The sequence below is a fragment of the Sorangium sp. So ce128 genome (assembly GCF_051525245.1).
Classification (GTDB): Bacteria; Myxococcota_A; Polyangia; order Polyangiales; family Polyangiaceae; genus Sorangium; species Sorangium cellulosum_B.
In genome coordinates this window covers 1,462,446-1,475,453 of the sequence record NZ_CP150313.1, presented here as the reverse complement: position 1 = coordinate 1,475,453, position 13,008 = coordinate 1,462,446, and the positions used below count along the sequence as shown (strand labels likewise).

General features: G+C 69.8%; 12 protein-coding genes. 6 read left to right on the top strand and 6 right to left on the bottom strand.

All coding sequences use genetic code 11. The features are described 5' to 3' along the window. Window position 1: 1 nt before the first annotated feature. The 3 genes from WME82_RS05680 to WME82_RS05670 form a co-directional block, all read right to left on the bottom strand. Window positions 2–1,726, bottom strand: a complete 1,725-nt coding sequence (locus tag WME82_RS05680) for a DUF1592 domain-containing protein (RefSeq protein WP_438041985.1) — start codon at window positions 1,724–1,726, stop codon at window positions 2–4. A gap of 366 nt (window positions 1,727–2,092) precedes the next feature. Further along, complete coding sequence (locus tag WME82_RS05675; protein ID WP_438041984.1) at window positions 2,093–2,731, bottom strand: NADPH-dependent F420 reductase; 639 nt, start codon at window positions 2,729–2,731, stop codon at window positions 2,093–2,095. A 28-nt stretch (window positions 2,732–2,759) separates the two neighbouring features. Beyond that, window positions 2,760–3,578 (bottom strand): inositol monophosphatase family protein, encoded by an 819-nt coding sequence (locus tag WME82_RS05670; protein WP_438044862.1) that lies wholly within the window; start codon window positions 3,576–3,578, stop codon window positions 2,760–2,762. Window positions 3,579–3,745: 167 nt separating this feature from the next. Here WME82_RS05670 and WME82_RS05665 point away from each other — a divergent pair, with 167 nt between their 5' ends. Then, entirely contained in the window at window positions 3,746–4,654 is a 909-nt protein-coding gene (locus WME82_RS05665; RefSeq protein ID WP_438041983.1) for a LysR family transcriptional regulator, read from the top strand. A gap of 97 nt (window positions 4,655–4,751) precedes the next feature. On the opposite strand, the gene WME82_RS05660 is transcribed toward WME82_RS05665, so the two are convergent. Then, window positions 4,752–5,687, bottom strand: coding sequence for a LysR family transcriptional regulator (locus WME82_RS05660; protein ID WP_438041982.1), 936 nt, complete (start codon window positions 5,685–5,687; stop codon window positions 4,752–4,754). 110 nt (window positions 5,688–5,797) lie between these two features. Here WME82_RS05660 and WME82_RS05655 point away from each other — a divergent pair, with 110 nt between their 5' ends. Further along, on the top strand, window positions 5,798–6,529 hold the full coding sequence (locus WME82_RS05655; protein WP_437298067.1) for an SDR family NAD(P)-dependent oxidoreductase: 732 nt from the start codon (window positions 5,798–5,800) through the stop codon (window positions 6,527–6,529). Continuing rightward, the gene (locus WME82_RS05650; protein ID WP_438041981.1) at window positions 6,519–6,836 is read left to right on the top strand and encodes a DUF1330 domain-containing protein; all 318 of its coding nucleotides are present in this window, start codon (window positions 6,519–6,521) and stop codon (window positions 6,834–6,836) included. Before WME82_RS05655 ends, WME82_RS05650 begins: the two co-directional genes overlap by 11 nt. A 9-nt stretch (window positions 6,837–6,845) precedes the next feature. Here WME82_RS05650 and WME82_RS05645 read toward each other — a convergent pair whose 3' ends face one another. Beyond that, entirely contained in the window at window positions 6,846–7,322 is a 477-nt protein-coding gene (locus WME82_RS05645) for a hypothetical protein (protein ID WP_438041980.1), read from the bottom strand. Between the two features lie 735 nt (window positions 7,323–8,057). On the opposite strand from WME82_RS05645, the gene WME82_RS05640 reads away from it, so the two are divergent. Next, window positions 8,058–8,804, top strand: a complete 747-nt coding sequence (locus WME82_RS05640; RefSeq protein ID WP_438041979.1) for an outer membrane lipoprotein-sorting protein — start codon at window positions 8,058–8,060, stop codon at window positions 8,802–8,804. Window positions 8,805–9,129: 325 nt separating this feature from the next. Here the strand turns inward: WME82_RS05640 and WME82_RS05635 are convergent, their stop codons facing one another. Continuing rightward, entirely contained in the window at window positions 9,130–11,394 is a 2,265-nt protein-coding gene (locus WME82_RS05635) for an SdrD B-like domain-containing protein (protein ID WP_438041978.1), read from the bottom strand. A 178-nt stretch (window positions 11,395–11,572) separates the two neighbouring features. On the opposite strand from WME82_RS05635, the gene WME82_RS05630 reads away from it, so the two are divergent. Both WME82_RS05630 and WME82_RS05625 read left to right on the top strand, forming a co-directional pair. Further along, complete coding sequence (locus WME82_RS05630) at window positions 11,573–12,013, top strand: hypothetical protein (RefSeq protein ID WP_438041977.1); 441 nt, start codon at window positions 11,573–11,575, stop codon at window positions 12,011–12,013. Between the two features lie 526 nt (window positions 12,014–12,539). Next, window positions 12,540–12,998, top strand: coding sequence for a hypothetical protein (locus WME82_RS05625; protein ID WP_437298060.1), 459 nt, complete (start codon window positions 12,540–12,542; stop codon window positions 12,996–12,998). The last annotated feature ends 10 nt before the right edge of the window (window positions 12,999–13,008 follow it).

Here is a 13,008-nt window from a genome sequence, read left to right as displayed (position 1 = left end):
GTCACTCCTCCCGGGGAGCCATGGTGTGGAAGGCGTCCGTCTGCGTGAGCTCGATGAGGAGCTGCTTCACGTTGTATCCGGACGTCTTGAAGGCGGCCGTGACGGCCTCTCGGGTGCACTTGTCCTCGGCGCGCAGCGTGAGGCCGTAGGCGTATTCGATCCAGTGCGTCGCGAAGCAGCTCTGCACGTCCTCGGCCTCGGCGAGCTTGCGCACCAGCTCGATCGGCCCGCTCACCGTCCCCTCCGTGCCCGGCACCGAGCCGCTCGCGTCGATCGCGACGTCGTTCTCGGTCGTGCGGAACAGCCCGACGGCGTCGTAGTTCTCGAACGAGAAGCCGACCGGATCCATGAACTGGTGGCACGTCGCGCAGACCTTGTCCTCGCTGTGCTGACTGAAGCGCTCCCGCGCCGTCTTGCCGGTGTACGGGTCCGGCGGCTTCACCTTCTCCAGGATGTCGCCCGTGGGGAGCGGGATCACGTGGCACATCAGCTTCTGGACCACGAAGGAGCCGCGGACCACGGGGTTCGTCATGTTCGAGTGCGTCGTCCCGGCCATCACCCCCGCCTGGGTGAGGAGCCCGAGGCGCTGGGTCGTATCGAGCTCCACGCGCTGGAACGCGTCGCCCGTCACGCCGGAGACGCCGTAGAACGCCGCGAGCGGGCCGTTCATGTACGTGTACGGGGCGGTCAAGATGGACGGCCAGGTGCCGGCCTCCTCGAAGATCTCCTGCTCGAGGAACCGCTGCGTCTCCTCACGCATCAGCGAGCCGATGGTGCGAGAGAAGGTCGGGAAGGCCTCCGCGTCCCGCTCGAGATCCGCGAGGCTGCTGATGGGGAGCAGGCTGTCGAAGAAGAACCGCACGACGGGTCGGGCCCGAGGATCGTCGAGCATGCGCTCGGCGTGCGAGCGCACGCCTTCCTTCGTCGCGAGCTCCCCCGCCCGCGCGGCCGAGCGCAGCTGCTCGTCGGGCATCGTGCCCCAGAACAGGTACGAGAGCCGCGTCGCCATCTCGTCGCCCGTCGGCCGGCGGAGCGCCGGGCGCGCGGGATCGGGCGCGCCCCACTCGACGCGGTAGAGGAAATCGGGCGACTGGAGCACCGCCTCGATCACCATCGCGATGCCGGCGGCGAACGTCGCGTCCTCTCGCCCGACGCTGTACAGCGCGAGGAGCTCGTCCGCCTCGCCGGCCTGGAGCGGCCGGCGATAGGCGCGCGCCGCGAGGTCCTCGACGATCGTGCGCGCGCACGCTTCCTCGCTCGCCGCCGTCACGTCGCCCGCGCAGGGAGCGAGCCTCTCGAGCGCCTCCGGCGTCGCTGTCGCGCGCTGGGCGATGCCCTCCGCGATGGTGCCCAGCTGCTCGGCGAGCAGGCTCGAGACAGACAGCGTGTCCGCGTCGTTGCCGAAGCCGTTCCCGATATCCTCGCTCGGCAGCGAGAAGGCGGGCTCCGTCGTGTCCCCCAGGAGGTCGCGAACCGTGTTGTTGTATTCGAAGCGCGTCAACCGCCGGAGCGGCGCTCGCCCGGGGTACACCGTGTCGTCCCGGCAAACACCGATGGGATCGTCGGTACCAGGTTTGCCGGAGCCGGAGCTCGAGCCGGAGCCGGAACCGGCGCCCGGCTCACCCACGGATCCCGTACAGCCGCCGGCGAGGACCAGCGCGATCGGCGCGGCCCACCGAGCGCCTCCGCGACGACGCGCAGGCTGGTGACGCGAGGGTCTGGACATCGTTGTCGCTCCTCACCAGCGCTGGGAGCGCTGAAGTCCCGCGATTAGACAACGAGCGCTCTTCAATCGCCAGGAAATTGAGAGCGGATCCCTCCCCTTCGACCGCACAGGAGCCGTCGGGACCGTCCCGGGGGCTCCGTGATTCCAGTGACGGCGACATCATTTGATTTTTCAGGACGTGTTGCCCCCCGGCGCGCCCACGTTCCGTTCGTTCCGTTCAGCAGCGAAAATCACACGAGCAAGGCGCTCCTCGCTGACTGCAATTTTCTCGCGATGGGCGTTCGCGCAGGACCGGATGGGTACTTTCGCCAAGCCCCGGTCACGGAGATGGATTGGGCTCCAGATCCGCGATGCGCGTCGTCGCGTCTACCGGGCGAGCGCGACGGCGAAGGGCGCGAGCCCTCGCCTTCGCAGCACGGAGGGGACGAGCAAGGCGACGGCCTCGGGACCGCGCGCGGTCTCGATGTCTCCGAGATCTTCGATCCAGCCGGCCGGCCAGCCCAGATCACCGAGCAACCGCCCGACGACCGCCTTCGCGCCCTCGTCGTTGCCGGAGAGGAACGCGGTCGGAGCGGCGCGCAGGCTCGTGGGATCGGCCATGACGGTGAACAGCATGGTGTTCAGCGTCTTGACCACGGCCGTCTCGGGCAGCGCAGCCTGCAGGCGCTCGGCGACGCTGCCGTTCGGGTAAAGCAGGCTGCCGGGGAGGCCGTCGCGGCCGCGCAGCGTCGCGTTGGAGACGTCGACGAGGATCTTTCCCTTCAGCGCGTCGCGGAGGGCGCCGAGCCGCTCCACGCTCGTGTCCCCGGGGGTGGCGTTGATGACGATCGCGGCCAGGCGCGCGGTCTCCGCGTGATCCCTGAGCTCGACGCGCGCTCCCGACCATTTCAGCGCCGCTTGCGCCGGGTCCCTGGTGCCGATCGTGACGGCGTGCCCGGCGCCCGCGAGCTTGTTGGCGAGGACCGTGGCGACACGGCCCGAGCCGAGGATTCCAATGTTTCCCATGAGTTGATCCATGTTCAGCCTCCTCCTCTCATCGGACGATCGACAGGACGCCTACCGCGCCGGCGTGGAGCCCGGGCGCCGCAGCCAGGAAGTCCTCGCTGGCGAGGGTCCAGCGCTCCCCGCGTGTGTCCGTGACCGTGCCCCCGGCCTCCGCGACGAGCAGCGCCCCCGCGACGAGCCCGGAGCGGATCTGGCTGTACTGCCAGAAGACGTCCATCCGGCCGGCCGCGACCTGAACGAGCTGGAGGGTGGCCGGGACCGAGACGCGCAGGACGAGCGCGCTTCCGAGCATCGCGGTGACGGACATGCCAATCCGCCGGTACGTCTCGTCGTCCTCACCCGGCTTCGCCTGGCCGGTCCCGACGAAGGCAGCGCCGAGCGCCGTCTTCGCCGACGCTCGGATCCTCCTGGTCCCGAGGTACGCGCCGGCGCCCTTCCGGGCGGTGTACGTGTCGCCGGTCAGGGGCAGGTGCACCGCCGTCAGGACCGGCTCGTTGTCGCGGACGAGGGTCGCCGTGACGCACCAGTCCGCCATCCCGTGAACATGGTTGATGTTCCCCTCGACGGTGTCGGTGACCCACCACTCCCCCGGCGGGAGGGGCCCGCACTCGAGCTCGTCCTCGACCCACCGGGCCTCCGGGCGAGCGCGCGACAAGGGCTCGCGGAGCGCCTCGAGGGAGACCGCATCGTTGGCGCCGAGCGCGGCGAAGATGTCCTCTCGGCTCCTCGGCCGCGGCTCTGTCGAGAAGCGACCGACGAGCCGCTCGCCCGCCGCGGAGAGCGCCGCGACGACCGCGGGCAGCAGGGGCTCGCCCTCCGCGCGGCCCGGGCTCCGGTCTCGCCACATCACATCGTTGTTCATCTGCTCGGAATGATCGGAATGAATCGACATGAATCCTCCTCGGACGAGCGCCTCGCGCGTGCTCGTGAACCGCTGAACCACCGCGCGGAGGAATAAACCCTGGACGACTCATACCGTCCAATGCATAGTTGATATGAGGAAGAATTACCGCCATGCATGTGGACCTGAACCTGTTGCCGGCGCTGGACGCGTTGCTCGAGGAGAGGAGCGTCAGCGCCGCGGCGGCCCGCTTGCGCCTGTCCCAGCCCGCGATGAGCCGAACGCTGGGGCGCATCCGGGACGCCACGGGGGACCCGATCCTTGTGCGCGCCGGCCGGACGATGGCGCTCACGCCCCGCGCGCTGGCCTTGCGACAGGAGGTCCAGGCCATCGTCCAGCGAGCGCACGCGGTGTTCGCGCCCGAGCGGGAGCTCGACCTGGCGAGGCTCGAGCGGACCTTCACCGTCCGCTGCCACGACGCCCTGACGACGGCGCTCGGCACGCGGCTCTTGCGAGCGGTGCAGGAGCAGGCGCCTCTCGCGAAGGTCCGGCTCCTGGCCGAGCCCGCGGGAGACACGGACGACCTGCGCCACGGGCGCGTGGATCTCGAGCTCGGCTCGACGGAGCCCGCGCTCCCCGAGATCCGCGGGGAGCTGGTCGGCGAAGATCGCGTCGTCGTCGCCCTCCGCCGGGCCCACCCGCTCGCGCGCGGCCGGCTCACCGCCAGGCGCTACGCCGAGGCGCTCCACGTCATCGTCTCACGCCGTGGCCGCCTGCGCGATCCGATCGACGAGGCGCTCGAGGCGCTGGGGCTGCGGCGGCGCGTCGTCGCGGCGGCTCCCACGTGCGCGGCGGCCATCCATTTCGCCCACGAGAGCGATCTCGTCGTCGCGCTGCCGGCGCGCGTCTGCGGTCCCATCGTGCGGGCGCTGGGCCTCAGCACCCGTCCGCTGCCGCTCGACGCGCCCGAGCTCAGGATCGTTCAGCTGTGGCACCAGCGCTGCGAGGGCGACAAGGCGCACGCATGGCTGCGCGGACACACGCGCGAGATCCTCCGAGCGATCTGCCGTGGAGAGGCGTGACCCAGCGGCAGCGCGCCGGTCGGCCGGCGCTCACGGGCACGACGTCGACCGGCCTGGCGAGCGCGCTCCGCCGCCGGAGGTCTGGCCGGCGCGGCCCTCAACCCCTCCTCCGGCGGCGCGCGGCCTTCCCGGCCGCCGCGGGCGCCCCGGCGCCGTGGCCGCAGCGCCCGAGCGCCTCCCAGAGCGCCTGCGCGACGACGCCGTGCGGGCGGTCGCGGCGGCGGATCACGAAGAGCTCCATGGTGTCGGCCACGAACTCGGGGACCTGCAGCGCCACGAGCTCGCCCGCCGCCAGCGCGCCGGCGGCCACGTGCTCGGGCAGCCCGCCCCAGCCCATGCCCGCGAGGAGGACCTCCTTCTTCGCCGCGACGTCGGTGACCGTCCAGCGCAGGCCGCCCTCCAGCACGTTCAGGGACGGCGAGGCGCTCGCCCTCGCGCTGTCGCGCAGGATGATCTGCGCGTGCGCCCGCAGCAGCGCGGGCGGGATCGGCGCGCCGCAGGTCGCCAGGGGGTGATCGAAGCGCGCCACCGGGATCACCCGCACGTCGCAGAAGCGCGCAGTCTCCACCGCTGAGCCGTCGATCCCGAGCTTCGTGGCGACGGCGAGATCGGCGCGGTCCTCGCGCAGCGCGTCGGCGGTGCCCGCCAGCCGCTCGGTGCCGAGCTCGATGCGCACCAGGGGATGACGCGCCTGGAGCCCCCGGAAGATGTCCATGATGGGGCCGAGCGGCGTCACCGCGTCGACGGCGAGCCGCACGATCGGCTCCGCCTTCCCCGAGAGGCGCATGCCGAAGCTGCGCAGCGCCTCGGTGCCCTCGATGACGGCCGCGGCGCGCTCGTGGAACAGGCGGCCGGCGTCGGTGAGCGTGGCGCGGTACTCCCGGCGATCGAACAGCTCGATCCCCAGCTCGCGCTCGAGGTTGCGCACCAGCTTGCTCACGGCCGGCTGGGACTTGTGCAGCCGCGCGGACGCGGCGCTGAACGTGCCCTCGCCCGCGACGGCGAGGAAGGCGACGAGCTGATCGTAGGTCATGGCGGGGGCCCGCAGGATCAGAACCTGGAGTTATGGTGTTGATAGAAACATACCACTTTCTCGGTTCGAGGGGCGGCCGTAGATTGTCGGCGCGAAAGGAACGACACTCCATGTCCACCAGGATCGATCGCGTCATCATCACAGGCGCCAGCAGCGGTATCGGCCTCGACCTTGCCAGGAGCTTCCTGGCCGAGGGATCGAGCGTCGTCATGAACGGCCGCGACCCGGAGAAGCTCGAGCAGGCGCGGCGGAGCCTCGACGGCGGGGCGCGCGTCGTCGCCGTGCCGGGCCACGTGGGGGATCGGGCCACGGCGCGGGCCGTCGCCGCGGCCGCGCGCGAGCGCTTCGGCGGCGTCGACGTGCTCATCAACAACGCCGGGATCTTCGGCGTGAAGCCGTTCCTCGAGAGCACGGAGGAGGACCTGGAGCGGTTCTTCACCACCAACGTGAAGGGGACGTTCCTGATGACGCAGGCGGCGGTGCCGCTGATGATCGAGGGCGGCGGGGGCTCGATCATCAATATCGGCACGGTGCTCGTCCAGCAGGCCATGGCGCGGATGCCGGCCTCGGCCGCCATGGCCAGCAAAGGCGGCGTCCACGCGCTCACCGTCTCGCTGGCCGCCGAGCTCGCCGCCCACAACATCCGCGTGAACACGCTGGCGCCCGGCATCATCCGCACGCCGCTCATCGGCGAAGGCGCCGATTCGCTGGCCTCGATCCACCCGCTGCAGCGCGTCGGCGAGGTGCGGGACACGACGGAAGCGGCGCTGTTCCTGGCCAGGGCCGGCTTCGTGACAGGCACGACGCTCGACGTGGATGGAGGCTACTCTCATGGGCGCTGAGGGCCGGCAACACGTGCTCCTGGTGGGGCTCCAGCTGGCGGACGAGACGTCCTACGCCCGCTACCGCGCCAGCATGATGCCGATCCTGTTGTCCTACGGCGGCGCGTTCGGCCACGATTTCGTGGTGGCGCGCGTGCTGAAGGGGGATGAGCGGATCAACCGCGTCTTCACCCTGCTGTTCCCCGACCGCGCGGCGCGGGAGCGGTTCTTCGCCGACCCGCAGTACCGCGCCGTGCGCGCCGAGCTCTTCGAGCCGGCGGTCGCGGCGGTCTTCATCCTCGGCGAGCTCGAAGCGACGGCGGGGTGAGCTGCCTCCTCAAGGCGTGTAGACGATATCGCCGTCATCGAAGAAGCCGCCGGGGATCGAGACGCCGACCGCGCCGTAGTAGTTCACGTCGACGGCGTCGACGCCCGCGCCTGGGCTGCCCAGGTCAGAGAAGGTGAAGCGGTTCGCCGCAGCGAACGCGCCGCCCGAGGTCCAGCACGTGCCATGGCCATCGAAGCTCCAGCTTCCGCCGCTCACGGTATGGGGACGGAAGCGCAGGTAGCGGCAGGTGACGGGGTCTTCGCCGGGATTGTGGATGATGATCGTGAAATGCCCCCTGAGCGAGCCGTCGACCTGCTGGCTCACCGAGCCCATGAAGCTGGCATGGCCGCGCACGCCCCATCCGGACAGCGTCGGCAGCGGCCCGGCCGCCGCAGGGGGCGAGAACGCGGTGATGGCGAGGCCGGCGGCCATCGTGAGGGACATGACGAGGGAGCGGGTCTTGCGGGTCGTGTTCGTGGGCAGCATCGTATCTCCTTGGTCGTTGCAGCGAGCGTCGCGCGGCTTCTTTCGTGCCGGTACCAGGCGGACACTCGCATGAGCCGTACCAGGGCCGACGGGGGGAGCCGGGCGAGCGGGAGAGGCTGCTTCAGCCGAGATCCTGGCCGCGGCGCGGCGCGAGGGACGCGGGGCTGGAGGGGCGCGCCTCCATGTCTGGTGGTGGCTCGCGGCACCACCGGGGGGCGCGAGCCGTCGTGCCTTGGTGAGAGGGCGTCACAAGCAGGCTTCGCTCGAGGAGCGAGAGCTCGACGTCACCGAGATGGCCACTGACACCATGATGCAAGCGAGCCTTTCTGCAGCTGCACGGGGTCCATTGGCGTGACGCGATGTGCGGCTCTCGTTTTCCTGCTCAGCACCTGGGGCTGCGGGATGGCGACCTGGGGCAACGAACGCCGCGCGTGATGAGGCTGGAGGCGCCTTCCATGAAACGCGGTGTCAAGACGGATCCCTCCCGTCCGCCGGCCGTGCTCGTCTTTCACGGAGGCGTCCGCTCCCACCTCCTCCGACGTGTCCGGTTGCGCGGCCACGGCCGGCAGGTGCGGGAACAGCAGGATTGACCTTGCGGACGCCATGTTTCTATGATGCCGAGGGCGCCTCCGCTCTGTTCGAACTCGGGGCCACCGCCCCGAGCTCCACTGCCCTGATCAACGACGGCGGCTCCGCCCCGGCAAGCGGCGGGCCCCCCAGCTCTCCGAGGTCCCGATGAGGTTCTCGCGCTTCGTTTCCATCCTCGCCACCACGGTCGCGCTCGGTCTCTCGCACGCCCCCGCCGCGCTGGCCGACGACGCCGCCGACAAGGCCCTGGCAGCGACCGAAGCGGCCATGAACAAGGCCAAGACGCTCTACTTCGAGTACGAGGCCAAGACGACGGAGAGCGGCAGACCCGACAAGACCGTCGGCATCAACGTGTGGATGAAGGGCGAGAAGCGCCTCGCCGAGTTCACGGCTCCCGCCGACCTCAAAGGCACCAAGGTCCTCATCCTCTCCCCTACCGAGATGTACGTCTATCTGCCGTCCTTCGGCAAAGTCCGCCGCATCGCCAGCCACACGAGCGATCAGAGCGCCTTCGGCATGGCCTTCAGCCAGGGAGACCTGGCCACCCAGAAGTACGGCAGCTACACGCCGGCCGTCAGCTCCTCCAGCGACAAGGAGGTCAAGCTCACGCTCACGCCCAGGAGCGGCCAGGCGACCTCCTACGCCAAGATCGAGATGACGATCACGAAGGACAAGAACGTCCCCAGCGAGATCAGGTATTACAAGACCGAGGGCAAGCTGGTGAAGACCGAGACCCGCACCGGCTACTCCTGCGACGGCGACGTCTGCACCCCCGGCACCCTCAAGATGGTGGACCACACAAAGAACCTCACCACCACGCTCACGCGCAAGAAGGTGAAGGTGAACGAGGCCATCAGCGACGACACCTTCTCCAAGCGCAACCTGGAGAAGTGAGCGACACGGCCGTCGAAGGCCGCCATCTCCTGAAGCGCTCGACCTCAGGGTCGCCTCCTCCTCGATGAAAGGCATCAAGGATGAAGAGGCACGCCTCGCATGGGCTGCTGGTTGCGGAGCGATCGAGCGATGAGGCTGCCGATCGCGGACCAGGACGTTCGGTGAGGAGGAACTCGGGGAGGGAGCGGCGCAGGAGGGGAAGCGGCCGAGGAGAGGGGGAGGGGCCAGCGCAGGTCGCGCTTGAGGCGGTTCGCTCGGGGCGGGCGCTGGCCTCGGGGGAGATCTCGTCGTGCTGGCCGATCACCGGGTATCGGCCGAGCGTCGGTCAGTCACGGTGCGGGGCGCAGAGGAGGCCGTTGTTGTACGCGTCGAGCGTCTCGGCCAGGGGCTTGCCGGTCGTCCAGGGCGCGTTCCGGCTGGTGCTCTCCTTCACGTTGCTGCCGAGCGGGTACTTCTTGAGCCAGGCGTCGGCCGCGGCGATGGTGTCCTCGATGCAGCTCGACTGGTTGCCGATACCGACGTTGAGCTTGGCGACGATGAGGTGCTTCGCGATGATGTACGTGACGTCACCCTTGGTCGGACGGCTGATGATGTCGAGGAGCTGGGACTTCGTATAGGTCTTGCCACCGATGGTCAGCTGCGAGACCTTCCAGGCGCTCTCGTGGTTCTTCCAGTACCCGGGGGTGCCGGTGCCGGGGGAGGCGCACTGGCAGGCGCCGCAGTCGGCCGCGCAGCTCGAGCAGTCCTCGGAGCCGGCCTTGCAGACGCCATCGCCGCAGACCGGCGGGCACTCGCCGCAGTCGGCCGCGCAGCTCGAGCAGGTCTCACCGGCCTCGCAGACGCCGCTGCCGCAGACCGGCGGGCAGATGCCGCAGTCGCTCGGGACCTCGAAGCAGTTCTCGCCGGCCTCGCAGACGCCGTTGCCGGGGACCGCGGGGCAAGCGCCGCAGTCGCCGGTGCAGGTCGAGCAGTCCTCGCCGTTCTCGCAGACGTTGTTGCCGCAGACCGCGGGGCAGGCGCCGCAGTCGTCCGAGCAGCTGCCGCAGTCCTCGCCGGCCTCGCAGGTGCCGTTACCACAGACCGGCGGGCAGGTGCCGCAGTCGTCCGCGCAGGTGCCGCAGCTCTCGCTGCCGTTGCAGGTGCCGTCGCCGCAGGCGGGCGGGCAGACGTCGCAGTCGGAACTGCAGCTCCCGCAGTCCTCGCCGGCCTCGCAGGTGCCGTTGCCGCACTGGGGCGGGCAGACGCCGCAGTCGACGGCGCAGGTGGAACAGCTCTCGTCGCCGCCGCAGACGCCGTTGCCGCAGGAGAGCTGGTAACCGAAGTCCGCGTCGAGCAGGTCCTGTGCCCAGCCGAGCGAGACCACGCCCACGTTGTCGAGCCCGCCATCGGGATCGGCCGTCGGCTCCTGCCCAGCGAGCGGACCGCTCGTCATGAAGTTGTCGGGCGTGATGACCACCGAGTAGGTGCCCGCCGGGAGCGTGTCGAAGAGGTAGAAGCCGGGCTGACCGGTGTAGGGGCTCGTGCCGGTGATGGTGAAGTCGACCAGCTGGGCCCCCTGGAACAGCTCGACACGGACGCCGTTGACGCCGAGCTCGCCGGTCTCCGGCTCGTAGAGCCCGTCGGCGTCGCTGTCGAGCCACACCGTGTCACCGATCGACGAGTACGTCACGTAGCCGAAGTCGGCGTTGGCGACGTTCTCACCCACGTCGAGGGACACGCCGAGCGGCTCGTCGTCGCTGGTCAGGATATGGCCGAGCGGGAGCGTCGCGTCGTCGACGTCGACGACGTAACAGCCCGCCTCGAGCTCGGTGAAGCGGTAGACGCCGTTCGCGCCGGTCACGGCCGTCTGGCGCAGGGCGCCGTCGGCGACGCCGTCGCAGTTCGCGTCGCCGAAGAGGTCGACGACGACGCCGGAGATGCCGAGCTCGGAGGCGTCCTCGATGCCGTCCGCGTTCGCGTCGAACCACACCTTGTCGCCGATCGAGCCCTTCGGCACCGTGTAACAGACCTCGAGGAGAGGGCGGTAACCCATCTCGGTGTGGGCGCTGCCCTTGTACGACGTCTTCCCGCTGGCGCCCTCCTCCAGGAGGATCCCATAGCTCGGCGCCGTCCCGCTCACCCACTGCTGCACCATCCCGGTGAGGTCGACGGTGGTCCACCCGGTGACGTTGGGCACGAACGAGGTGAACGCGGCGGGATCCATGCCGCCGAAGTTGTTCCACGTGACGAGCGGCTCGCTCCAGGGGGCGAGCACCTGGTGGACGTACACGGTCTTCGCGGTGCTCGTGTACGTCAGGGCGTAGAACGTGGCCGACGTGACGAGAGAGCCGGCGGGGATGGGGCTGAGATCGAAGCGGAACAGGGCGCGCTTCTCTCCGACCGAGCTGGAGAACCCGGTGTTGACCTCGAACGGGGACGGGACGTGGTAGCTCGGGGCGAGGCTCCAGATCTCGGCGTTGTAGATGTCGCCCAGGACACCCCGCTTGATCACGGTGCACGTGGGAGACGGAGCGGTCGTGTTGGCGAGGCTGGTGGCGGTGATGAACAGCGTGGCGAGCGCGGCAGAAGATGCGATTGCGATCTGCTTCATTGGTAGCTCCTCGAGGTCCTCACGGGTGAACCATTGCTGGAGCGTCATCCGAATAGCAGGCACCATGACACACGGGTCAGGCGAGGTCGGTTTCGCGGGCTCCGGTCGGAATGAGCCCCCGCGGGCTGATCAGGATCGGATCAAGTACGCGGGTGCTTGTGCTTCGATCAGAGGGCGGATGCGCAAGGTGACAGTGTTCAAGATAGCAACTCGACTACGAAGGTGTCCAGATCTTTTTGAAGACAGATCAGAAAAATACATCGAGTTGCGCAGTGACAATTTTGGGTCGTTCGGTGACGTTTTTGGGCGTCTCGCGTCGTCTCGCGTCGTCTCACGATCTGTGGGGAGGAACGCAGAGACGAGCGTGGTCTGTCGCATCGAGCGCATCGAGCGCATCGAGCGCATCGAGCGCATCGAGGTTTCATCGATATCGATGGCCAGCGCGCAGCTCGCGGTCCGCGGGTCGCGGCGTGCCCCGCGCGGCGCGCGCGGCGGCGGCGCGCGCGGCGGCGGCGCGCCGCGACGCTCAGCCGGATCAGCAGCCCTCGCCGACCCTTCGCGGAGGCCGAGGGACGAACACGATCGGATCAGGTACGCGGGAGTGTCTGACGAGATTTGATGCAGAGTGCGCACGGGACCATTTTTCAAGATAACGATTCCTCGCTTCGCCTGTCTAGATCCTTTTTTTGCCGCGTGAGCTTTTTATGTGGCTCTTGGTCTCGCATGCGGGCTCGCGTGCGGGTGGGTGTCAGGCGCCCGGCGCAGCTCATCGCGCACCGCTCATCACATCCTGTTCATCGCTCGCCCCCGGCGGCGCCGGAGGTCCGCCGCCGCTGGTACGCCGCACACCAAAGCCGGCTCACCAAGGCGCCCGGCCCAGGATGGTGAGCCCGGCCACGCGCTTCCCGCTGCTCGAGACGCTGAGCGGGACCGCGGCCGAGCGGGCGCTGCCGGCGGCCGATTGGCGCGACGCCGGGCGGCCATCAAGTGTGGCTGGAGCGGCTGGAGCGGCTGGACAGGGACGGGCTCCCGGCGTAACCGCGTCCGCCGGGCCCGGCGAGCGCCGAATAATCGGCATGGGCTTGACGACCATCCCCCCGGCGGAACGACAATACGCCACAATGATAACGGTCCGTCCTCCTCCGATGACGGCCGAGCTACTCGAGCGCACGGACAGGTACGTGGTGGCGGTGTGGCGGCGGCTCATGCTGCTGGTCTGGCGGGGCGAGGCCACCGCGACCGGCATCGATCGCTCGCGAGAGCTCTTCGCTCGCTGGTCGGCGGACCAGCCGTACGGCGCGGTCTTCGTCGTCGTCCTCCCCCTTGAGCACACCCTGCCGCCGGACGAGGCGAGCCGGGCCGCGATGCGGCGGGCGGCGAGCTCCCCTTCCCGGAACCTCAGGGGCACGGCCACGCTCGTCGAGTCGGAGGGGTTCATCGCCGCCTCGGTCCGCTCCATCATGATGCTGCTGCAGACGGGGCGGGCGCCCAACGTCTTCCGGACGACCGGCGAGCTCGCGACCTGGGCGGCGACGCTCCTGAAGGACCCCGAGCTCACCTCCGCCGGCATCGCGGAGGCGATCCGCGTGGCGCGCGAGGGGTGACACAGCCCCG